The sequence below is a fragment of the Rhizobium sp. CG4 genome (assembly GCF_023701965.1).
Classification (GTDB): domain Bacteria; phylum Pseudomonadota; class Alphaproteobacteria; order Rhizobiales; family Rhizobiaceae; genus Agrobacterium.
Window position 1 is genome coordinate 1 of the sequence record NZ_JABAEG010000004.1, and the last position, 22,530, is coordinate 22,530.

23 protein-coding genes are annotated in these 22,530 nt (G+C 56.1%); 14 read left to right on the forward strand and 9 right to left on the reverse strand.

What is annotated here, in order from left to right; translation table 11 throughout:
- Nucleotides 1-5: 5 nt before the first annotated feature.
- Together HGO37_RS13315 and HGO37_RS13320 are read left to right on the forward strand one after the other, a co-directional pair.
- Complete coding sequence (locus tag HGO37_RS13315) at nucleotides 6-767, forward strand: ABC transporter ATP-binding protein (protein WP_250984079.1); 762 nt, start codon at nucleotides 6-8, stop codon at nucleotides 765-767.
- Nucleotides 768-1,040: 273 nt separating this feature from the next.
- On the forward strand, nucleotides 1,041-1,274 hold the full coding sequence (locus HGO37_RS13320) for a BrnA antitoxin family protein (protein ID WP_250983718.1): 234 nt from the start codon (nucleotides 1,041-1,043) through the stop codon (nucleotides 1,272-1,274).
- Between the two features lie 294 nt (nucleotides 1,275-1,568).
- On the opposite strand, the gene HGO37_RS13325 is transcribed toward HGO37_RS13320, so the two are convergent.
- The 6 genes from HGO37_RS13325 to HGO37_RS13350 all read right to left on the reverse strand — a co-directional run bounded on the left by HGO37_RS13325 (nucleotide 1,569) and on the right by HGO37_RS13350 (nucleotide 7,397).
- Nucleotides 1,569-2,504, reverse strand: coding sequence for a cucumopine synthase-related protein (locus tag HGO37_RS13325; RefSeq protein ID WP_250983719.1), 936 nt, complete (start codon nucleotides 2,502-2,504; stop codon nucleotides 1,569-1,571).
- 35 nt (nucleotides 2,505-2,539) lie between these two features.
- The gene (locus HGO37_RS13330) at nucleotides 2,540-3,466 is read right to left on the reverse strand and encodes a LysR substrate-binding domain-containing protein (RefSeq protein WP_192490040.1); all 927 of its coding nucleotides are present in this window, start codon (nucleotides 3,464-3,466) and stop codon (nucleotides 2,540-2,542) included.
- Between the two features lie 59 nt (nucleotides 3,467-3,525).
- A complete protein-coding gene (locus tag HGO37_RS13335) occupies nucleotides 3,526-4,506 on the reverse strand; it encodes a Bug family tripartite tricarboxylate transporter substrate binding protein (RefSeq protein WP_192490039.1) in 981 nt (326 codons plus the stop codon).
- 35 nt (nucleotides 4,507-4,541) lie between these two features.
- On the reverse strand, nucleotides 4,542-6,044 hold the full coding sequence (locus HGO37_RS13340) for a tripartite tricarboxylate transporter permease (protein ID WP_192490038.1): 1,503 nt from the start codon (nucleotides 6,042-6,044) through the stop codon (nucleotides 4,542-4,544).
- Nucleotides 6,044-6,493 (reverse strand): tripartite tricarboxylate transporter TctB family protein, encoded by a 450-nt coding sequence (locus HGO37_RS13345; protein WP_192490037.1) that lies wholly within the window; start codon nucleotides 6,491-6,493, stop codon nucleotides 6,044-6,046. The genes HGO37_RS13340 and HGO37_RS13345 overlap by 1 nt, the downstream gene beginning before the upstream one ends.
- Nucleotides 6,494-7,088: 595 nt before the next feature.
- Nucleotides 7,089-7,397 carry a hypothetical protein gene (locus HGO37_RS13350; protein ID WP_250983720.1) on the reverse strand — a complete coding sequence of 103 codons (309 nt, stop codon included), beginning with the start codon at nucleotides 7,395-7,397 and terminating at the stop codon, nucleotides 7,089-7,091.
- 867 nt (nucleotides 7,398-8,264) lie between these two features.
- Here HGO37_RS13350 and rsgA point away from each other — a divergent pair.
- The 5 genes from rsgA to HGO37_RS13370 all read left to right on the forward strand — a co-directional run bounded on the left by rsgA (nucleotide 8,265) and on the right by HGO37_RS13370 (nucleotide 12,425).
- The gene (gene rsgA, locus HGO37_RS13355; RefSeq protein ID WP_250983721.1) at nucleotides 8,265-9,287 is read left to right on the forward strand and encodes a ribosome small subunit-dependent GTPase A; all 1,023 of its coding nucleotides are present in this window, start codon (nucleotides 8,265-8,267) and stop codon (nucleotides 9,285-9,287) included.
- Nucleotides 9,284-9,418, forward strand: a complete 135-nt coding sequence (locus HGO37_RS26375; protein ID WP_285200589.1) for a hypothetical protein — start codon at nucleotides 9,284-9,286, stop codon at nucleotides 9,416-9,418. Before rsgA ends, HGO37_RS26375 begins: the two co-directional genes overlap by 4 nt.
- A 410-nt stretch (nucleotides 9,419-9,828) precedes the next feature.
- A complete protein-coding gene (locus tag HGO37_RS13360; RefSeq protein ID WP_250983722.1) occupies nucleotides 9,829-10,290 on the forward strand; it encodes a DUF4126 family protein in 462 nt (153 codons plus the stop codon).
- Nucleotides 10,287-11,642 carry an FAD-containing oxidoreductase gene (locus tag HGO37_RS13365; RefSeq protein ID WP_250983723.1) on the forward strand — a complete coding sequence of 452 codons (1,356 nt, stop codon included), beginning with the start codon at nucleotides 10,287-10,289 and terminating at the stop codon, nucleotides 11,640-11,642. The genes HGO37_RS13360 and HGO37_RS13365 overlap by 4 nt, the downstream gene beginning before the upstream one ends.
- 264 nt (nucleotides 11,643-11,906) lie before the next feature.
- On the forward strand, nucleotides 11,907-12,425 hold the full coding sequence (locus tag HGO37_RS13370) for a YidB family protein (protein ID WP_250983724.1): 519 nt from the start codon (nucleotides 11,907-11,909) through the stop codon (nucleotides 12,423-12,425).
- A 464-nt stretch (nucleotides 12,426-12,889) separates the two neighbouring features.
- Here HGO37_RS13370 and HGO37_RS13375 read toward each other — a convergent pair whose 3' ends face one another.
- Nucleotides 12,890-14,095: an ROK family transcriptional regulator gene (locus HGO37_RS13375; RefSeq protein ID WP_250983725.1), complete on the reverse strand. Its 1,206-nt coding sequence runs from the start codon at nucleotides 14,093-14,095 to the stop codon at nucleotides 12,890-12,892.
- A gap of 221 nt (nucleotides 14,096-14,316) precedes the next feature.
- Between HGO37_RS13375 and HGO37_RS13380 the strand changes: the two genes are divergently transcribed.
- The 7 genes from HGO37_RS13380 to HGO37_RS13410 all read left to right on the forward strand — a co-directional run bounded on the left by HGO37_RS13380 (nucleotide 14,317) and on the right by HGO37_RS13410 (nucleotide 21,015).
- Nucleotides 14,317-15,555, forward strand: coding sequence for an extracellular solute-binding protein (locus HGO37_RS13380; protein ID WP_250983726.1), 1,239 nt, complete (start codon nucleotides 14,317-14,319; stop codon nucleotides 15,553-15,555).
- Nucleotides 15,556-15,630: 75 nt separating this feature from the next.
- Nucleotides 15,631-16,515, forward strand: coding sequence for a carbohydrate ABC transporter permease (locus HGO37_RS13385; protein ID WP_192490028.1), 885 nt, complete (start codon nucleotides 15,631-15,633; stop codon nucleotides 16,513-16,515).
- Nucleotides 16,515-17,360 carry a carbohydrate ABC transporter permease gene (locus HGO37_RS13390; RefSeq protein ID WP_250983727.1) on the forward strand — a complete coding sequence of 282 codons (846 nt, stop codon included), beginning with the start codon at nucleotides 16,515-16,517 and terminating at the stop codon, nucleotides 17,358-17,360. The genes HGO37_RS13385 and HGO37_RS13390 overlap by 1 nt, the downstream gene beginning before the upstream one ends.
- Nucleotides 17,357-18,379, forward strand: coding sequence for an SIS domain-containing protein (locus HGO37_RS13395; protein ID WP_250983728.1), 1,023 nt, complete (start codon nucleotides 17,357-17,359; stop codon nucleotides 18,377-18,379). Before HGO37_RS13390 ends, HGO37_RS13395 begins: the two co-directional genes overlap by 4 nt.
- Nucleotides 18,380-19,309: a PfkB family carbohydrate kinase gene (locus tag HGO37_RS13400; protein ID WP_250983729.1), complete on the forward strand. Its 930-nt coding sequence runs from the start codon at nucleotides 18,380-18,382 to the stop codon at nucleotides 19,307-19,309.
- On the forward strand, nucleotides 19,306-20,376 hold the full coding sequence (locus HGO37_RS13405) for an ABC transporter ATP-binding protein (RefSeq protein ID WP_250983730.1): 1,071 nt from the start codon (nucleotides 19,306-19,308) through the stop codon (nucleotides 20,374-20,376). Before HGO37_RS13400 ends, HGO37_RS13405 begins: the two co-directional genes overlap by 4 nt.
- 372 nt (nucleotides 20,377-20,748) lie before the next feature.
- Nucleotides 20,749-21,015, forward strand: a complete 267-nt coding sequence (locus HGO37_RS13410; RefSeq protein WP_192490308.1) for a hypothetical protein — start codon at nucleotides 20,749-20,751, stop codon at nucleotides 21,013-21,015.
- Between the two features lie 413 nt (nucleotides 21,016-21,428).
- Here HGO37_RS13410 and HGO37_RS13415 read toward each other — a convergent pair whose 3' ends face one another.
- Together HGO37_RS13415 and HGO37_RS13420 are read right to left on the reverse strand one after the other, a co-directional pair.
- Nucleotides 21,429-21,653, reverse strand: a complete 225-nt coding sequence (locus tag HGO37_RS13415; RefSeq protein WP_250983731.1) for a hypothetical protein — start codon at nucleotides 21,651-21,653, stop codon at nucleotides 21,429-21,431.
- Nucleotides 21,654-21,860: 207 nt separating this feature from the next.
- Complete coding sequence (locus tag HGO37_RS13420) at nucleotides 21,861-22,373, reverse strand: NUDIX hydrolase (RefSeq protein ID WP_250983732.1); 513 nt, start codon at nucleotides 22,371-22,373, stop codon at nucleotides 21,861-21,863.
- Nucleotides 22,374-22,530: the final 157 nt, after the last annotated feature.

Below are 22,530 nucleotides of genomic sequence, written 5' to 3' on the forward strand. Positions count from 1 at the left end.
GTCTAATGTCCGTTTCTGTTGAAACTCGCGATCTGTCCATTTCCTTCGGCACTGAACCCAATGCGGTCAAGGTTCTGCCCGGCGTATCGTTTTCTGTTCAGCCGGGAGAATGTTTTGGCCTCGTCGGCGAATCCGGCTCCGGCAAGTCCACCGTTCTGCGTTGCGTGTCCATGCTGACCGATTTCTGGAAGGGTGAGGTGCTGATCGCGGGCAAATCCGTGCGGGATATGCCGCTGATCGACCGTTGCCGCATCCTGCAAATGGTGTTTCAGGACCCTTATGGTTCCTTGCATCCGCGCCAGTCGGTGCGCACAGTTCTGAATGAACCGTTGGTCATCCACAAGCTGGGCGACAGGGAAGAGCGTATGCGCAAGGCCATCACCGACGTTGGTCTGCCGGTGTCGTTCCTCGATCGTTTTCCGCACCAGCTGTCCGGCGGTCAGCGCCAACGCGTTGCTATTGCCCGCGCCCTGATCCTGGAGCCATCCTTGCTGCTATTGGATGAGCCAACTTCGGCACTGGATGTGTCTGTTCAGGCGGAAATTCTCAACCTGCTGCAGCGTCTTCGCGAAGAGCGTGGTTTTACCTACATCATGGTCACCCATGATCTGGCTGTGGTTGATCATATGTGTGACCGCTTTGCGGTGATGTTGCGGGGCGAAATTACCGAAATCCTGCCGCGCCAAGCCATCGCTGGAAACGGTGCCACGCATGAATATGCGCGTGAACTCATTGGTGCATCTCTGGAGTACGAAGGCGCACATTGAAGTGCCTGAAAATTTTCAAGTCTAATAGCCGTGTTCGCTGTCAATTATTAGCGAAAACGACAGCGCGCCTTATTGTACTCGAATGGAATTTTTGCCGAGCAGATAGCGCGTTCAAAGCGGTTAGGTCTTCCAAAAGATGACGACAACTCTGCAATGCCTTGAAACATTGCTCATGCTGAAAATTGTCGAGAAAGAACTCGGGCAGAGATTGCGCCCCCTCTGGTCAAGCTGAATTAAAACGTGCACACCAGATTTGCACGAAAGGAGATAACAATGGCGACGACACCACGACGACCGTCCAATCCTAAAGACGCAGCCGAGGCGCTGTTCAAACCGGCCAAGAAAGTCACGGCGCCGGTCTTTGAACGTCCAATTATCCGCAATGCCAAGGAGTTAGTGTCGCTGAAAATCGACAGCGATATACTGGCGCACTTCCAAGCAGACGGCCCTGGCTGGCAGGACCGTATTAATGACGTCCTACGGGCGGCGATGAATGAAGCCATCTAGCGCGCTTGATGAGATTTAAACGCGCGCAATATCTGCTCGTCCGGTTGCTGCAGTAAACAATTCATCGCCGGAGCGACGCCCGTCTTATTGGCCGGACCTACTCTAGGCCATGGAGTTTCCAAGACTGCTCGATTAAGCGTTTGCAATATATCTGGAAACCTCGTGTCGAAAACCCGCTTACTCTTCCGTGGGCAGCAGCCGCATCCCTCGAACCGGAGTGGAGGACCGGCTAAGTAGTTTCACAATATCGGCTCAATAAACAGGCTGGATACTGAGCCGATATGGATTTTAAGCCTAACTCAAGCGCTCGACGGTCAACCAGACCGGCTCCTTGTGGAGATAGGTGGATTCCCATACAGCTATGCCGACCTCGGCGAGCTTCGAAACATCTTCGGGCAGAACGGAGCCGATAACCGGAGCGAGGATATCTTCTGTCGTGCGCCCATATTGCACAATCAGCTTCTGCCCTGTCCTTGGGTTGAACCTTATGCGACCCGGAGGGGCAAGACGTATTTCCTCTTTGAAAGGCGTGGGTGCGGTTGATACCAGAGGTGTGTAAGCCATAAGTGACTCGCCAGCGACCATCGCATGCGTCTGAAGGCATTTAAACGGCATGATGGCCATTAGCTCATTGCACAACTCCGCATTGCCGTCAGTGACTAGAAATGCTTGGACTTCAATACCAATTGGGTCCCACCTCAACTTTATGAGCGTGCTTGTCGGCTCGAGGCTGTCAACGACTTGTGGAAGTTCGATTTCGCCCCCTTCTTCATAACGCATCGCATCGCCGATGCTCCAGGGGAACCAGTGATATGCCCAGCCATAGAGCAGGTTTGTGTAACGGAGAAACCGAGTGAGCGCCTGATCAAACTGCTCGTTGTTCAATGTCGGAGCCAAGCGCAGCAGTGTATGCCCGAGCACCTTCAGTTCGCCAAAACCACTGTAGCCGAGATAGTTCAAGACCGTTGGGAACATCTCTGCAATCATTGCTCGCGATGCATCCAGGTCTTGCCGCTGGCGGTGCAGAACAAGGCCAGGATACACAATGTACATTGTAAAATCTCGCAGCATTCCATGGGCGATGTCGAGTGTCGTGAAATAACTTCCCTTACCACCGGGCCGCGCCTCAAGCTTGCCTGTTCGAAGTTTGCGGTGTTCCTCAGGCTCCTCCTGCGCGACCCGCGCAACGGCAGCATCCATCGCAACGAGGAAGTCCTCGAAGTCCTTCATATCAGTTCCTTTCGGTGTTTTAGTTTAGAGCAAGGTCATGCGACATGCGCCTGAAGTGATCGTGTCAATCGCTCATAGGTTTCGGTAAACACTTCCACAAAACGCTCCAGCATCGGGCTTCGGACGATGTCAGGCGCGTAGACAACGGACAGTTGATAGCGAATTTTGGGAGAGAATTTGCGCACCACTGTGCTCGATGTATCGACCATCGAAGCAACCAGAGGATCAACAATCGCCAGCCCCAGTCCACGATTGACATAGTGGACAACGGTTCCTGAAAACAGACTTTCTACGCGCAAGCGTGGATGCGCCTCAGCCGCGCGCAATAGCGCCTCTAACTCCATACGCATCAGGCTACCGTGGCCCAACGCGATATAGTCCTGTTTATCAAGGTCTGCCGGACTAATGACCTTCTTTTCGGCAAGTGGATGAGTGTGGGGAAGTATGCACACAGCCTCTGCCTCCGGAAGGAGCCGGAATGAGCAGTCGTTACGAGATGCAGGACGCGCAATGATGGCGACATCCACGTGGCTGGCCGCAACAAGATCGATGAGATCAACCGATGCGCCGTTGTGCACAGATACTATAGTATTGGGGAAATCAGAGGCGTAGCGAGCAAGTGCATCCGGCAAGCAATGGCCGGAAAGTGCAGGTATTGCCGCAATTCTAAGCCTTCCTGTTCCAAACTCCCGAATGCTGGAGGCGCTCTCCCGCAATCTTTCAGTCGAAATGAAATGCCGCTCCACCTCGTTGAAAAACTCTCGTGCCTCTGGAGTAGGACTGACTGTGGCACCACTGCGTGAAAACAGCTGCATTTCAAGATCAAGTTCAAGATCACGTATGAGCCGTGTCACCGCAGGCTGCGAAATGGAAAGAAGAAGCCCTGCCTTGGTAATGCTTCCAGATACCATGACGGCGCGGAATGCCTCGAGCTGGCGCGGATTTAGCGATCTGTTTCCCATATCATCCTCTATAGACCCGGCGATGGTTGCCCCTCGCGATTTCGAGAGGGGCAAATCTTTTACTGGCCTAACTTGATGCCAAGGCGGGTGATAAGATCGGAATAGGTCTTCTCCTCACTTTGCAGCATGGATCTCGCCGCCTCAGGACTATCGGCAACGACCGTCGCCCCCATCGAAGAAAACTTTTCAACCACCTCCGGTTTTTTCAGAACTTCCACGATCTTTGAGTTCAGGTATTGGACGCGTTCTGCAGGAATGTTGGCTGGAGCAAGAACCATGCCCCATGTATTGGCACTATAGCCAGTGACACCCTGTTCGGCAGCGGTAGGAAGGTCAGGATAAACCGCTGTACGTTCAGGACCCCCAGCGGCAATCGCTACGAGCTGGCCGCTGTCAATATATCCACGGACCGCCAGCACCGACTTGAAGCCAACTTGAATAACGCCTGACAGCAGGTCTGGCATTGCGTCCCCAGAGCCCTGGTACGGCACATGAATCATCTCGATGCCTGCCGCATCCGCAAACCACTCTCCAAACAGATGTGTGTTGCTGCCCTGACCGGATGAATCAAAGGCGACATCGCCGGCATGTTCTTTTGCGTAGGAAATAAACTCCTCGACATTTTTTACACCGATCGATGGCGTGGTAACCATCACGATGTCTGTTCTTGCAGTCGTGGTTATGGGTGTGAAACTCGTTACAGGGTCGTACGGCAGGTTGGGAACCAGAGCCTTCGCCATCGCATGAGACGCAACGACGACACCAATCGTATGCCCATCGGCCTCGGCATTGGCTATCGCAGAGATCCCGATAACGCCATTGGCGCCCGGTCGATTTTCGACGGTTACTGGCTGCCCGATCAGCGGCGACAAGTGCTCCGCAATCAGGCGGCCCGTGATATCACCCTGGCCACCCGGCGCATAAGGAACGATAATTGTGACGGCGCGTGACGGGAATTCATCCGCCAACACACCTGTCGACATTGGCATTAACGATGCCAATGTCAAAGCTGCAAAAGTTCTGCGTGAGATTTTGTACATTCTGAAAGTTCCCTTTTTGTATTTTTTGGCAGGCTTTAGTCTTCAACAAAGACTTCTTCTCGTTTCCTGCGCACCACGGGCGAAAGAACGGAAATCAGGAGTGCGAGCGCGGTCAGCAAAAGAACGAGCGAAAGCGGTTGCGTTACAAAAACGCTGACGTCTCCTTTGGACAACAGCAGCGCGCGGCGCATATAGACTTCGATCATCGGGCCGAGAATGAATCCGAGCAACAAGGGCGCAGGCTCACAACCCAAGCGGTTGAACAGATAGCCAAGGATGCCGAAACCGGCCGCCATCAAGATCGGCGCAGACGAATTTCCGATGGAGTACAGGCCTACCAAGGAAAATATCAGGATAGCCGGGAAGAGCATATTGTAAGGCAGGCGAAGCAAGCGGACCCAAATGCCGATCAGTGGCAGATTGATAATGACGAGCAGAAAGTTGCCGATCCACATTGAGGCAACCAGCCCCCAAAAAAGATCTGCATTGCGTGTCATCACCTCGGGACCGGGAACGATGTTATGGATCATCATCGCGCCAATCATCATGGCCATGACCCCGTTCGACGGCAAACCTAACGTCAACATTGGGATGAACGCGCTCTGGGCTCCAGCATTGTTGGCACTCTCAGGTGCAGCAACGCCGGCAGGTGCCCCTTTACCAAATCGTTCCGGATGTTTTGAAAGCTTCTTTTCAATCGAATAGGATGCAAAGGAGGACAGCGTGGCACCACCGCCAGGGAGCAATCCAAGGAGTGATCCCAGCGCCGTGCCCCTCAGGACCGCTGGCCAAGCTTCCTTAAATTCTTGCTTGTTTGGCCAAAGATCTGTGACCTTGCCCTTCACCATACTGCGGTCATGGGTTTTGCTCGCATTGGCGATAATGTCGCCGATCGCGAACAGACCCATCGCCAGCGCGGTAAATTCCAAGCCGTCAAGAAGCTCGAAAGTACCAAAAGTGTACCGCGCCGTGCCGGTCGTGAGATCGGTACCGACCGAACCCAGAAGAATTCCGACAAGGATCATTCCGAACGCCTTCAGCAGGCCACCGGATGCAAGCACGATCGCAGCAACCAAACCAAGAACCATGAGCGAGAAGTAGTCTGCCGGACCGAAGGATAGTGCTATCTTTGAAAGATACGGCGAGAACGCCGCAATCATAAGCGTCCCAACGGTGCCAGCAAAGAACGATCCTAGCGCAGCTATCGCCAACGCTGATCCTGCACGGCCGTTTCGGGCCATCGCATTGCCGTCAATGCAGGTAACAACGGAACCAGATTCCCCTGGCAGGTTCACCAGGATCGCTGTGGTCGATCCACCATATTGGGCACCGTAGTATATGCCCGAGAGCATGATCAAGGCACTCGTTGGCTCCAACGAATATGTCAATGGGAGCAATATCGCTATTGTGACAAGCGGTCCCACTCCTGGAAGAACACCGATGGCGGTCCCAAGCAAAACACCGATGAAGCATAACATAATGTTATTTAACGTTACGGCTGTCTCGAAACCGCCTGCGAGGTTTGCAAACCAATCCATTACAAAACTCCTGCCAGAAACGGGAGGCGCACGCTGAAGCCGACGACAAAGACAAGCCAGACGAACACCGTCAAAAGCGCAGCCAGTCCAAGAGCGTGCGATATGGGAAAATCACGCGAGGCACGGCTGGAAATCAAAACGGCGCCTGGCACAGCAACCGCTATGCCTCCAACCCGTAAAGTTGCAGCAGCAAAAACCAACGCTGCAACAATATATGCTGGCGTACGCAGGTTCATCTCTGCAATCGCAGCCCCCTTGTGGCCGCATAACGACCTGATAACGAGTAGCAGGCCCACAAGCGCGAGAAGCAGACCTACCACCAGCGGAAATACGCCGGCGCCTAGGCGGCGCACGCTTCCAAAGCCATACCCGATTGCCGGGACGACAAAACAGACGGCAAGAATAAGGTAGAGCAGGCCTGCTGCTCTGTCGGAATCAGATAACTTCATATGTATCCCCTTGCGATCTTCGCCGCGTTCGTCTGCAGAAGATCACTATGAGCGCATAACATCAAATCAAATTGCGTCATCGCATTATACTTAAATGTTATGATGGCTTGGATTGCAGCCTAGGCTTGCATTTTGCGGATCGGCATTGGCGAAACGTGGCGAGGCGACAACGACTTACGCGTGATGGCATCACGCTGAGCGGGTCTCTCTCCCGCGTAGTCCCCGTTTCAGACTCTAGAAGTCAGAGTTCAGGCCTCCTGGTTTCATGCGAGATGGGATCGATGGGGATTGCCACAACGGGCTGCATTCAGCCAGAATGAAGGGACCATCAATGTCTGCGTGTGCGCTGGAAATTCAACCATACCGGTCGTGGTCCGATCGCCAAGCGCCTTCGAACGTGGGATAGGAAAAAGGTTCTCATCGACCTTTTTCTTACTGATCGGTGAGCTGACGCAGGAATCGCCATAAATCGCGCCGATGGCGGTTTGTGAGTTTTTGCAATACGGAAGATGACAAAAGACAATTTGATTGCCCGTCCCACCGGCGCTCCGGATAAATTATCTTCCTGCCATCAGGAGGCCGAATGGCATTTGGTTCAACGCCGCCAGCTTCTGAGCGAAATTGCATCGGCCAGTTTGTGCATCCACGTCAGCTTGCCAGGTTGTGACATAACCTCAGAGACGTGCTCTGCCGGTAAAGATAGCTCACCGACTGTCGTTTCTTCGGATACAATTGATGGTAGTGTCTTAGCACCCACAACCACATGAGAGATGTCTGTATGGTCGCGTTTAACAGCAACCAACACTTCGGAGCCTGAACGGATCAAATCGATTGCGTTTTGCGCCGCAGATTGTGGGTCATCCGCTTCAATGAGAGTGGTCTGGGTGACAAGATAGAATGGCATGGATATTCCGCAGTCGTTTCGTAACAAGTCCATTGTCTGGCAGCGCGCGTCAAGACGCATCAATCAACAATCTACAGAAGAAATTTAAGCCCATTTCTCTACCATTGGTTCAGTCGCACACGGTGGCTTTGCGGCGCCAGTAATGACGCACAGTCGTCCGACAGGAATGAGAAAGAAAAAAGGCCGTCGACAAAAGTCGCGGCCTATAAGTTTGAAGGTTCAAAACCTCCAGAGGGGAACAACCGACGCTGCGATCCTGGGAGGAGGTCGCCATGTGCATCGGTTGTAGTCGTTATGCCCGATTTTTGACCATTTGCAAAACAATTACTGTGCAACTCAGCTATGCGCGTATCGCGCTGCTTGTCTGAAATGCGCTGAACGAAATATGGATTACCCACGATCCACCGGTCCTGCCGCCGCTCGCCACCACCACGGTCGCGGAAGCTCCTTGGCCCAATCGCAGTTTGGTCCCGCCCGGACAGCGCCGGCGTGTGGGTGTATTTCGCAAGATACGCAAAGTGGTGCTGATCAATTCGTCTTTTGTGCAAACACCTGATACACCCATGGGCTGATGGGTATGACGGTCGAACATCATCTTCAGAGTTTAACAACATCGGACCGATATTGGAGACCATTCTATGGGTTGGAAAACGACAAAGTTTGAATACGTGAATGGATATAAAATCGTCGAAATCGACGGGCCCGCCTTCCAGGTTTACGACGGCGACCGTCAGTTGTCAGACCCATTCCCATATTCCGGCGAAGCGGCTGCTTACGCAACCTCTTTGCCTAAGCGAGAACAGCAGCGCACCTAGGCAGGAAACCTTCAAACCTCTGTAAACTCCGACAGCGAATGTGATAAGAAATTTGACCGAATCCCATCTTCACACTGCCTTGGAATCGCTTGGTTGGTCAGACTTCTTCGCAGATCAGATCAAGCCTGGTGAAGCTGACCTCTTGCCTCGGCGCGTCGCATCGGTTCACCGCTCGCGCATCGACGTGATCAGTGTCGCGGGGCCTGTCGAGCTGGTTCTTCCAGCCAATGCCAATACGGCGGAATTTGCGGTCGGAGATTGGGTTTTAGCCGATCCCTACTCTGAAATGTTTGTCCGTCGGCTTGATAGAAAAGCGGTGTTTCAGCGGCGTACAGAGGTCGGACGTGGCCAACAACTCGTTGCTGCCAACGTCGATACGCTGCTGATTGTGACGTCGTGCAATGCCGATTTCAATAGTGATCGGCTGGAACGTTACATAATCATGGCCAACCAGGCTGGGAGTAAGCCGGTAATCGTGCTGACAAAAGCTGACACCGCCGACGATGTCGGCCTGTTTCAGACCACGGCAGAGGCTTTGCAGCGTGATCTGCCTGTCGTTGCGCTGAATGGTCGATCCGGCGATGCGAAGTCTCTTTTAAGTCCCTGGTGCGGTGCTGGCCAAACGATTGCTCTGGTTGGATCCTCAGGGGTAGGAAAATCGACGCTGGTGAACACGCTGACCGGCCCAGCGTCTGACTTAAAGCAGAAAACCGGACCTATTCGCGAATATGATGCGCAAGGCCGTCACACCACGACCGCGCGATCCCTGCATGCCATTCCCGGTGGTGGCTGGGTGATTGATACCCCTGGGATCAGGACACTCTACATCAGTGATGTCACCGACGGCATCGACACACTTTTTGCAGACGTCGTTGAGCTTGCACCACATTGCCGATTTCGTGATTGCACCCATGCGCATGAGCCGGGCTGCGCAGTTCAGACGGCCGTCAAAAGCGGAGCTTTGGCCGCCGAACGCGTTGATCGGTGGCGCAGGCTTGTCTCTGAAAATCTGGCGAGAACACCCGTCATCAGCGGAGCACGTGGCAACAAGAGTGTTCGAAAGAAGAAATATTGAAGCCCCGCGCTACGATGTGGAGCGACAACGGTGGCAGCGGCGTAACCGCTATCATCACAGCGCTACTGGAAGGCAAAAAGTCCGTCGCCATCATCGTCGGCAACACCGTCGCGGTGTTCCTCACCCCGTAGAGAAGGCCTCCTGATTTCCGGTGGACCAGCCAGCCCTCCGTTTGGCTGCACACGGTCAGCCCGCGATCGTTACGGAATGCTGCACTGTTCCGTCTGACTAATTCTCGGCAGGCTTCGCCCTTTGCATCGATTTACGACGCTTAACTCGCCAAACAAAAATCAGTCAGGTAACGTTATCTCGTCAAAGGCCGTCAGAGGAGGATGCTATCAGCGATCGCACGCTGGCACTCGCATCGGGCAACCAGATGATGTCGTCCGCACATAATTGGACGATACGGAAATCTATTACCAGACAGGGGTCTTGTGACACTGACCTGCTTGACTTCATCGAAGGCTGGGCTCTCATTTGCTGCACGCGATGGCGCAGTGGCGGCGACAGGCACCACGCCAGATCAAAAAAGGGGAATGGCATGATGATTTTTCTCGCGCTTTTAATCGGTGTCATCGCCGGACTACGGGCGATGACAGCTCCAGCTGCCATCGCTTGGGCGGCAAGCCTTGGCTGGCTCGATGTTTCCCAGACACCTCTGGCCTTCATAGGGTACAAGTGGACACCTTTGATTTTGACCGTTCTGGCACTTGGTGAATTGATCACCGACAAGCTCCCCGGCACGCCCTCGCGCAAAGTGCTGGTCCAGTTCGGAACCCGCTTGGCATCAGGCGCTCTGTCAGGCGCAGCCATCGGTGCGTCGGCTGGATTGCTCGCTTTAGGCTTGGTCGCCGGGATCGTCGGAGCGATCATCGGTACCTACGGCGGAGCAGCCGTCCGCGCCAGACTTGCCACCTCGTTCGGGCGCGACCTGCCCGCCGCCCTGATCGAAGACGCTGTCGCCGTCGTTGGAGCGCTGCTGATTGTAGCGGCCGTGTCATGACTTCCTTCGACGCCATCTTCATCGGTGCAGGACAGGCCGGTCCATTTCTGGCGGCGCGAATGGCGGCGGCTGGACGCAAGGTCGCGCTGATCGAGCGCAAATATCTTGGCGGCACCTGCGTCAACGCCGGATGCATGCCAACAAAGACATTGGTCGCCAGCGCACGGGCTGCACACGTCGCCCGGCGCGCTGGCGAATATGGGGTCGTTGTCCCCGGCGAGATCGGTATAGACATGGAGGCTGTGCGGGGCCGGGCTGAAAAGGTCACGCTCGATGCCCGCAAAGGCCTTGCTACCTGGTTTGACAGTCTCGACAGCATGTCGGTGATCTACGGACAAGCAAAGTTCGAAAATCCCAATACGGTTGTGGTCAATGGCATGCGCCTGACAGCACCGCAGGTGTTCATCAACGTTGGTGCACGTCCGTCTATTCCCGACTACCCTGGGCTTGCGGACGTGTCATACCTGACAAGTACGTCGATCATCCAGCTGGCGGAGGTTCCGCGTCATCTCGTTGTGATCGGTGGAAGCTACATCGGCCTGGAGTTCGCGCAGATGTACCGCCGTTTTGGCGCAAGCGTAACCATTTTAGAGCGTGGCACCCGCCTCGCCTCACGTGAAGACGACGATGTCTCCTCCGCCATTGCTGACATCCTACAGGCAGAAGGGATCGCGGTTCATACGGGGGTAAGCGGGCTATCGTTCAGAAAAACTGCGGACGACATCGCGGTCACGACAAACAGCGGGACCATGAATGCAAGCCACGTCCTTATTGCTACAGGTAGACGACCCAATACCGATGATCTGGGTCTTGAAGAGGCTGGTGTCGAGACCGACGACAAAGGTTTTATTGTCGTAGACAACAGCCTCTCCACGAATGTCAGCGGCATATGGGCATTGGGGGACTGCAACGGCCGCGGCGCGTTTACCCACACGTCCTACAACGACTTCGAGATCGTCGCCGCCAACTTGCTTGACGGGTGCAACCGAAAGCTCAGCGATCGCATTCTGGCCTACGCTCTCTACATCGATCCTCCGCTTGGACGGGTAGGCATGACGGAGCGCCAGGCAAGAGCATCGGGTCGCCAAATTCTCGTATCGACACGGCCCATGAGCCGTGTCGGCCGAGCCGTTGAGAAAGGCGAGACACAGGGCTTCATGAAGCTAATCGCGGATGCCGAAACCCGACAGATCCTCGGGGCGGCTATCCTTGGCATAGAGGGCGACGAGGCCATCCATGGCATTATCGATGCAATGAACGCCCGCACCCCCTACCCCGCTCTCCAATGGTCGGTACCGATACATCCCACCGTGTCGGAACTCGTGCCTACGCTTATCGGAGACCTGAGGTAAGTCTCCTGATCTGCGCATGGAAAGCGAAGTGCTTCTTGCGCACGGTGCTGCCCGGTAGGCGACTGGTGAGAAGGGTTACATCCCTTCCGTTTGCCGAACAGAGAAAGGTTGCCAAAGTTGGCCCGCCGTGCGGCAGGCGGCGCGCATGGAGTCGCTGCGTTCGTTGTACCTGTGAGGCGGAACTTCATGGCCAACCAACCGTTTCAGTCGAGCGAACAGGGCCGCGTCGCGACGTTGTTTTCGAGGCCCACGGAGGAGAAGAACATGGTAAGTGGTCAACTGAAAGCATTGCTTGGTGTACTTGCCGTCGCTGGCTATCAGAACAGGGACAAGATCGCGGACCTCCTGCGCGGATTGAACAAGCCGCAGGCGGAAGGCGCAAACACAGGTCAAGACGCTGGATCGCGCCAGACAAGTAGCCTTGACGATCTGCTTGGCAAGCTCGGTGGAGGTAATGAGACGGGGGGAATCGGGTCTATTCTCGGCGGCCTGACCTCTGGGGGAATTTTGAGCGGTGGCCTGAGCGACCTACTCAAAACGTTCCAACAGAACGGCTTCGGACAAAAAGCTGATTCCTGGGTAAAGCCTGGGACAAATGACGATATCGATGACAACGAACTTGCAGAGGCGATTGGACCGGACGTGCTAGACGAATTGACTGCAAAAACCGGTCTGTCGCGAGAGGAAATCCTCGCACGTCTTAGCAAGGATTTGCCACGGGCGGTCGATGAACTGACACCGGATGGGAAGATACCCGGCGATGATCAGCCAACGACTGTCTGACCCGCAGCGATGCGTCCTATAGCCGACGAACCGTCGGCAGCGCAGTGATCCTACTCTGGTAAGAGCGTCTCATTTCTATGGATTAGTAGCGTGCGGCAGTCTTCCGTTGCCGCATGAAACATAATGGACGCCTTGTTTGAATTATCAGACGGCTGTTTTGACCGCACAACAGTAGTTCTTCTGCATTCACCTGGCAGTCTCCCAATGCGCACATGCCCGGCCCTGCAGATCAGCAATCTCATCCTGTGTGAATGGATTAATGAGACGGAGCCGACCGCATAGGCCTAAAGCGCATAGAATCCGCTTACTTTGCAATGTCTGAACGGCGGTGCGATTAGAGAAGCCGACAATCAGCCCAGTTGCGACCGCCACAAACCGTCCCATTGGAATTAAGTCTTCTGCGCAATCGTCGTCAAATGCCCGTCGCGATAGTTCTGCAACCACTTTACGGACATGAACCAGCTTCAAATTGCCTGCTTGAGAATCGCTGAAAATCGAGGGTCGAAAGCGCGACTGATGGGTTCTGCCGCCGCCCCCAGTGCTACCGCCCATGGATCTGTCATTCCCAGCTGAAACCTTGGCACGCTGCGGTCGGAGCGCTGCGCAACCGACGGAACCAGCGGCTCCATCGCTGCCATCAAGCGAAAGGCAAGCGCTTCGGGCGCACCACCGCATAAGATCACTGTTTGTGGGTCGAAGACTGTTTCAATGAGATGGACGCTCCAGCGAAGATCCATCACCGCTTCATCAAGCCATAGCTGGACCCTCGGATCATCCGTCGATGCGAGTTCGTTGACCTTGGCGTAAACCCTGGGGTCGGCCGGATCGATTTCAAGATGCTGGTAGAGTGCGGCCAGCGACGCTCGATGTTCCAAGGGAGCAGCACGTCCGCCCGGAGACAACAGAGCCATACCAATTTCCCCAGCATTGCCATTTGCGCCGCTGTATAATTCACCACCGAGAATCAAACCGGCACCGATACCATAGCCGAGATAAAGGCAAACGGCGTGGTCGAGCCCGTGGGCCGCTCCTACCATGCGCTCCGCTTGCGCACAGGCTGCCGCATCGTTCTGCAACCCTACTTCAAGGCCGGTGCCTGCAGCCAGCATTTCCAGCAGCGGAAATGTCTGCCATGCCGACATCATCCAGGGATCGTCTGTCGTGTTTTCTGTGCCGAAGGGTCCCGGCATCGCGGCGCCCAGGCCGACCAAGCGTCGCTCAGACTGGCTGAACATCTGACCAAGTTCTCGTCTGACGGCCTCGACAAGATCCAGGATGACCTTCACGCCCCCCTGTGGACCGTTCGCCGGCAGCGGCGCTTCGGCGCGGGTAAGGATCGTGCCCATGAGATCGACCGCTAACGCGCGGGTGATGTGCCGGTCGATCTGTAGGCCGATAGCGAATGCACCTGCCGGAACCAGACTGTAAGGGGTCGAAGGCTGCCCCCTGCCCTTTCGGATCACCTCATGCGCGGCCACAAGCCCATCGCGCTCTAGTTCATCGATGATGTTGGATACGGTCTGTTTCGTCAGTCTGGTGGCACGGGCAAGATCGGCCCGTGAGAGCGCGCCGTTGACGCGCAACGCATCAATCATCACCCGTCTGTTATGCGAACTGGTGCCTTCTTGGTTGGTCCCGCTTTTGGCCCTTATCGGACGTCTGTCATGCATCTGCAATTCCCCTTGACACCAATAGAATATTGAACAAGAAATAAAGTCAATGCAATTGACTTAATAAGGAACCGCAGAGTTCCGGGGAACGCAGAGAGCCCAAAACGGCTCCACGACGCTCCGAAATCGGCATCTGAAACACTGGATGCCTTGAAGGCCGGAGGCGACGTACAGCCGCCCCCGGGAAACGCGTGAATGCCAAAAAGCTGGAGGCTGGCTAAATGTTGAACTCATTAAATAAGACACTGCTTGGAGCTGCACTATTCGGCGCGTCCTTTGCACCACATGCATTTGCAGAAACCACGATCAATGCACTTTTCATGGCGCAGGCGGCCTATAGTGAAGCTGACGTGCGCGCGATGGCCGAGGCTTTCAGCAAGGCAAATCCCGAGGTGAAGGTCAATCTCGAATTTGTTCCCTATGAAGGCTTGCACGACAAGACGGTGCTCGCACAGGGTTCCGGCAGCGGCTATGACGTCGTTCTCTTCGACGTGATCTGGCCATCGGAATATGCCTCCAACAACGTACTCGTGGATGTCACATCGCGCATTTCCGACGACACCAAGAAGGATGTTTTGCCGGGAGCCTGGACCACCGTTCAGAACGACGGCAAATACTATGGGATGCCTTGGATCCTCGACACCAAATACCTGTTTTACAACAAGGAAATCCTTGAAAAGGCCGGCATCAAAACACCGCCAAAGACCTGGGACGAACTTACCGAACAGGCCAAGGTAATTAAGGACAAAGGACTGTTGGATACCCCGATCGCGTGGAGCTGGGCGCAGGCCGAAGCTGCGATCTGCGATTACACGACGCTGGTCAGCGCCTATAAGGGCGACTTCTTGAAGGACGGACAACCGGCTTTCCAGTCCGGCGGCGGTCTTGATGCCCTCAACTACATGGTCGCAAGCTACAAGTCCGGCCTCACCAACCCGAACTCCAAGGAATTCCTCGAAGAGGACGTCCGCAAGGTCTTCCAGAATGGCGACGCCGCCTTCGCGCTGAACTGGACCTATATGTACAACATGGCAAACGACCCCAAGGAAAGCAAAGTTGCCGGCAAGGTCGGTGTCGTGGCTGCTCCCGGTGTCTCCGGCAAGAGCGAAGCATCTGCGGTGAATGGCTCGATGGGTCTCGGCATTACCTCGGCCAGCAAGCATCCTGACGAAGCCTGGAAGTTCATTGAATTTATGACGTCGCAGGCGACGCAGAACCAGTATGCCAAGTTGAGCCTGCCCATCTGGGCATCCTCCTATGATGATCCTGCCGTCACCAAAGGCCAAGAGGAGCTGATTTCCGCTGCGAAAATCGGTCTCGCCGCCATGTATCCGCGACCCACGACTCCGAAATATCAGGAGCTCTCGACCGCCCTTCAGCAGGCGATCCAGGAGTCCCTTCTCGGCCAGTCTTCGCCCGAAGATGCGCTGAACACGGCTGCAGAAAACAGCGGCCTTTAAGCAAGTGAACCACCAGGCGGCCACTAGCGCCGCCTGGCTTGCCATCTCCATACCGATGAATTGAAAGGGCGCCCCATGTCCGGCACCTGGATGACCACCCGTGCGTGGCTTTTGATGTTGCCGCTGCTCGCGGTGATGATGGCCGTCATCGGATGGCCGTTGATTGACACCGTCACCTTGTCCTTTACTGACGCCAAGTTGGTCGGCACCGCAGGCAATTTTGTCGGTATCGATAACTACGTGAAGATGCTCACAAGCTCTAATTTCCAGCGCACGCTTTCAACGACCCTCGTGTTCGCGATTGTCTCGGTGACCGCCGAGATGGTGATCGGTGTTCTTGCTGCGTTGCTGCTGAACCAGAATTTCTACGGCCGCACCCTGCTGCGTGCGCTGATGATCCTTCCCTGGGCGCTGCCCACCGTGGTCAATGCCACCCTCTGGCGGCTGATTTATAATCCCGAGTATGGCGCGTTGAATGCAATGTTGACCCAGCTCGGATTGCTCGATGCCTACCGCTCTTGGCTTGGCGAGCCGGGCTCTGCGCTTGCAGCGCTCATCGTCGCCGATTGCTGGAAAAACTTTCCGCTTGTTGCACTGATCGCCCTTGCCGCACTGCAGGCCGTGCCCCGCGATATAACATCGGCATCGCTGGTCGATGGTGCAGGGCCTTTCTCCCGCTTTCGTTTTGTCATCCTGCCCTACATCGCTGGTCCGCTCATGGTTGCACTGGTTCTGCGCACGATCGAAGCTTTTAAGGTTTTTGACATCATATGGGTGATGACCCGTGGCGGACCTGCCAACAGCACTCGCACGCTGTCGATCCTCGTCTACCAGGAAGCATTTTCGTTTCAGCGGGCGGGATCCGGGGCCTCTCTGGCATTGATCGTCACACTGCTGGTCACCGTGCTTGCAGCCGCCTACGCCATACTTGTTCGCAAGACCGCAGGGAGTGCAAGCTGATGGAACGTCGCAATCCTGTGTTCAACATCTTTATCTACGGCTGCGCGCTGTTGCTTGCCGCCGTCATTCTCGCTCCGGTCCTCTGGCTGTTCATCATGAGCATCTCGCCAGCTGCCGACCTTGCCGCCAAGCCATTGCGGTGGTGGCCGCAATCGCCAGACTTTTCGCGCTATGGTGTGTTGCTGTCGACGTTGGAAAACAGCGCTGGCGCAGCATTCACGTCGTCGCTGGTTAACAGCATCGAAGTTGCCGCATTGTCTACTATTGCAGCGATCGCCCTCGCCATCCCCGCAGGCTGGGCTGTGTCAAGGACACCAACGGTCGGCTGGTCGCTCACAATGGTGATCGCCACCTACATGCTTCCGCCTGTGGCGCTGGCCGTGCCGCTCTATATGGGTCTTGCCCATCTCGGCCTGCTCAACAACGTCTTAGGACTGGCACTGGTATATCTGACAATTCTCGCTCCCTTTACCACTTGGCTGATGAAATCCGGGTTCGATTCTATTCCTAAGGAAATCGAGGCGGCGGCGATGATCGACGGCGCGGGCCTGTTCCAGACGCTGAAGATCATCACGTTACCACTGGCCATGCCCGTGATGGCGACGTCGGCCCTATTCGCCTTCCTGCTGGCCTGGGACGAATTCTTTTATGCGTTGCTGTTCACCTCCGACCAGCGCGCCAAGACAATCACGGTTGCCATCGCAGATCTCGCCGGTGGCCGTGTTTCCGATTATGGACTGATTGCAACCGCTGGAGTGCTTGCCGCCCTGCCCCCGGTGCTGGTCGGTCTTGTCATGCAACGCGCCCTGATCTCAGGGCTTACCAGCGGTGGCGTCAAGGGATGATCATGACCCAGCAAAAGAACAGACCTGTCGGCCTCGTCGCCATTGACCGCGAAATGGCCCGGCAGCATGCCGATGCGCTCGCCTCGTATGAAGCAGCGAAGACAAAAGCCCACACCATTGCCGCGTCATTGGCAAAGACAAGGAAGCTGCTGCTGCTCGGCATGGGCGGATCGCACGCGGTAGGCCGTGCCGTCGAACCACTCTATCGCGCGCTTGGAATTGACGCCATTGCCGCGCCTCTTTCGGAACAACTGGGCCAGCCACTGGCGCTCGAAGGTCGCACCGTTCTGGTCACCTCGCAGTCGGGCGAGAGCGCTGAGGTCGTGCGCTGGTTCGAAGAGACAGGCGGCAATGCCGAGACCTTCGGGCTGACATTAGAGGGCGGATCCTTCCTGGCACGCACTGTGACATCACTGATCGGTGCCGGTGGCACCGAGCTTGCCTTCGCCGCGACCCGCAGCCTCACGGTAACCTTCGCCTTGCACCTCGCCATTTTGTCAGCGTTCGGAGACGATCCATCAGCGGCTTTCGCCGTGCTGAATGCACCAGAGGAGCCCGACATCGCGCCGGCACTCGCTGCTCTCGCCACGGTTCGTACCGTCGTCACCTCCGGCCGCCGCCTGCAGGGCCTTGCCGAAGCGCTCGCACTCGGCCTCACCGAACTGTCGCGTCTGCCATGCTTCTCGCTCGAAGGCGGCCAGTTGCGGCATGGTCCGATGGAAATGCTCGGCGCGGATATTGGCGTCGTTCTGTTCCGCGGCAACGACAGTACGGCCGGCCTCGTGACGGCCATGGCCGTCTCCGCGGTGGAAACGGGCGCTCCTGTCATCATGTTCGACGCTTCGGGCGACGAACCGGTCGCTGGCACGGTCTCTATCCGCTTTGCCCCAGCCAACGGCCTTGCGGCGATATTCGCAATGCTGCCTGCGGCGCAGCGGCTGATGATCGCATTTGCCGATGCCCGCGTCGACGATGCCGGCACGCCTGTACGCTCAACCAAGATTACCAGGAGCGAATAAATGCGACCTCTCGCAGTCATCGGCAACGTCAATGTCGATCTTATTTTAGGGCCTGCAGCTCCATGGCCAAAGGCTGGCACCGAAATCATTGTCGATCACGACGAGCTTCGTGTCGGCGGCAGCGCCGGCAACAGTGCGCTGGCCTGGACAGCGCTCGGCGTGGAGTTCTCGATCGCCGCCAATGTCGGCAGCGACCAGTTCGGCAGCTGGCTGCGTGAGGCCTTCGGGGAGCGCGCCGCCAAATGGTCCGTCCGCTCGGAGCGCACCACGCTGTCGGTCGGCATCACCCATCCGGACGGCGAACGAACCTTCTTCACGACACGTGGTCATTTGCCTCGCTTCGGGATATCCGACGTCCTGACCACGATCGACGGCGCGGCGATGGCGGGTGGATATGCACTGGTTTGTGGCTCATTCCTGACCGACGACCTGGCTCACAACTATGACACACTGTTCGACTGGGCGGCGACCCACCAAATCACCCTTGCACTCGACACAGGCTGGCCGCTGGACGGGTGGACAGAAAAGAACTGCACGAAGACACGTCGCTGGCTTTCCCGCTGTGGTATTGCATTGCTCAATGAGGTCGAAACGACAACGCTCGCTGGCCTTGATGATCCGATCGAGGCTGCACGCGAAATCCGCTCGCACATGCCTGAAGGAGCGATTGTCGTCGTCAAACGCGGTCCTGATGGCGCAGTTGCCATCGGACCTGACGGCTCGTTGGTTACAGTTGCAGCCCCTAAGGTCGAAGTCGTCGACACGATCGGCGCCGGTGATGTGTTTAACGCCGCATTCCTGGCTGCGCTTGCCAATTCCAGGTCGATTGAAGCCTGTTTGCTTGCTGGCACACAAGTCGCATCGCGCGCAATTTCCACCCTTCCCCGTCATTATGGCGGACCACTTGCTTCCGAGGAGGCCGTTCGATGAGCGCGCTTGAGATCAACAGTATTCGCAAGACATACGGTGAAGTCGAAACACTGAAGAGCGTCGATATCTCGCTTGAAAGTGGCGAGTTTCTTGTCCTTCTCGGCTCGTCAGGTTGCGGCAAGTCAACGCTTCTGAACATCATTGCCGGGTTGGTAGAAGCGACTAGCGGCGATATCCGGATTGGAAATCGTTCGGTGCTGGGCGTGCATCCAAAAGATCGCGACATCGCGATGGTGTTCCAGTCCTATGCGCTCTATCCCAACCTGACGGTGCGGCGGAATATCGGTTTCGGACTGGAAATGCGTAAAGTACCAGTGCAGGAGCGCGACAGAGCGGTCAACGAGGCTGCCAGATTGCTGCAGATCGAGCCGTTACTGGATCGTAAGCCGGCTCAGCTTTCCGGTGGACAGCGCCAGCGCGTCGCGATCGGTCGTGCGCTGGTGCGAAAGCCTGAAGTCTTCCTGTTCGACGAGCCCCTGTCCAACCTTGATGCCAAATTGCGCATGGAAATGCGCACAGAGCTCAAGCGCCTGCACCAGATACTGAAAACGACGGTGGTGTATGTCACGCATGACCAGATCGAGGCGATGACACTTGCGACCCGGATCGCCGTCATGAAAGACGGACGCATCGAACAGCTTGGCACACCTGCTGAAATCTACGACCGACCGGCAACCTTATATGTAGCCACTTTTGTTGGCGCACCGCCGATGAACCTGCTGCAGGTGACGGTCGAGAATGGCGCTCTGGCGATCGATAATGGAGATGGCCGTGTGCCTTTGCCGTCATCACTGAAGACTGTGCCAGCAGATGGGCAGAAGCTCATCCTCGGCATTCGCCCGGAAGCGCTTTCGCTCGTCGGCAATGGCAATACCATCGACGCGCGTTGCGATGTGGCCGAGTTAACCGGTCCGGAGCTGCTTGTTACCACATCCGTCGGCACACAGCGCGTGACAGCGAGCCTGCCACCAAGAACAACTCTGGCCAGCGGCGACCACATATCGCTGTTCTTTGATCCGGAAGCCGTTCATCTCTTCAATGCGGAAACCGGGCTTCGGTACGGCTGAGCGCGTAATCGTATTCGATGCGTCAGGACTATCCGGGTAGGCGTCGCGCGTCGACGCCCCAGAATTGCCCATAAACAAGATGTCGCCTGGCGTTGGAATCTAAATCACTGATGCCAAGTGAAGCTCCAACAACAGTAGAGCCTCGGTAATTATTCACCTCGAAAGAATTCGACCCCGCGTTCGAAAAACCGATTGATAAATGGCGAGACAGTCCCCGCAATCGTCCTCAGACTCGATGTTGGCGACAGCACCATCGCCCTGCACTCCGATAAATTGGCTGTCGAAACAAATGGACTGGCTGAATTCCGGATCTGGCACATTGAAATGTCTTCCGTTGGTTGTTACCTGATCGCAAAAATAACAGGATGTCAGATGGCAGCGCGCGACAGATATTCCCGAAAGCTTGAATGTTCAAACTGTGGTCACCAGGGCTTTGCAGAAGTCTCGGAAACCGACGATAAGCGTTCAGCTAATGTCGATTTTCGCGTCGACGAGATGCCGCGCGGATTTCGTGCCGAGCGTCCATCAAGCATTCCCTCGGAATTCATGATCCGCTGCTCGCACTGCGGCAACCAGTTCCGATTTGTGGAAAAGACAGCCTACGCTCAAGGCGGTGAGCCGCGCAAGCCGGGGCGCTAGGTCTCCAGTTCCGTACAGGCTTCAAACACTTTCGTTATACAAGACACGCATATCAGTGCTTAGGGGCTCTAGCTGCTACTTGTCGGTGACGAAAACTCTCGATGGGGATCGACGACACACCAGTCGCTCTACCCTGGTCCTTCGCAACGAACATCACAGTATTCTGTGACGCGTTTGCCCGACTATCCGATCTTCTAACTCGTCGACAATCAAAGGTAGTCATCATTCATATTCTGCATGGCGCCACCGACTATGGCGCCCCCTTTCGCAAGCTCGGAGGCGACAAAACACCAGAAACATCAAACCAGTATGCATTGGCAGGGTTTTTATGCCTGAAAAATGCAGTAAGCGGCACGGCCCTATAACCTTCTGCGCGTGACGGTCTACCTACAGCACAATCACGGACCGGCCGCTTACCGAGAAGGCTTACCTTGCAAGCCCACACCTTGCAGTTTTTCGATCAGCATGTTGCGATCCTCAAGGGACTTCAATCGCACCGTGAGTGCCTCACTCTTGACCGGCACCTGGGGCGGCAGGGACACGGCGACGCCCGGAATATTTTCGGCCGCCCACCGCCTGAAACGAGGCAACTTGTTCGGGCCGCTGATGGGGAACGGATGGGTGTATCTAAAAGTCATTGGTGGCTCTTTCTGGATATGGATTATGCTCTGGCACAAAGGGCCAGGCTTGCCCCACAGTTTCAGTCACGGATTGGGAAACACCTGGCGCCAATGTTGCAATCGCAGCTCTTGGCGCCAGGCAGCTAGCGTCCGGCACTGGTCCTTCGAATTGGAAAGACAGAAGGCATCCAACCTGCGAAGCCTGTCAGAAATATCGTCGGCACGTCAGGCACCTCGCGTATGGTGGTCGCGTAGTCCCTCGGAACGGTTGTGTTGCTCAAGGCGACCCGGCTCCGAGTCGATTGTCCTTACGAACTCGGCAAGCTGGATATCATCAAGCTTGTCCGCCGCTGCTTCGAGGGAAAACCACCGTCGGTGTCTTTGCTCCTTCTGACGCCAGTGGGTCAACGTGCCACGCACGTTCATACCGAACACAGTGACGCGGCAGGCAACCTGCGATCCTTCGTCAAGGACCTTGATGTATTGGTAGGTTGTCACCGGGACGGTGGAAATTTCACCGATGATGCCCGCCTCCTCGAAAGCCTTCCGGGACGCCGCAACAAAGGGCGGTTCTCCCTTCACGGGCAACCCCCTGGGCATGATCCATCGTCCCTGCCTGCGCGAGGTGATGAGCAGCACCGTCCGTTCGCCATCACGCCCGATACGCCACGGAAGGACCCCGACCAGCTGCAACTCGTCCGTATCGCCACCTGTTAGGGTCTTACCGCTCAACGTCATAGCGCAACTCATAGTCCGGCATCCTCCGAGAGCAAAAGGAATGTCTCTAGAGACGCCTGTTGCTTACGAACGGCAGAGCGGCGGTCGATTGTGGACGGGACAGAGGTGTCGCACCATGGGCAACGGGCCGCAGCACCCGGCAGTTTGCGGTTGCATG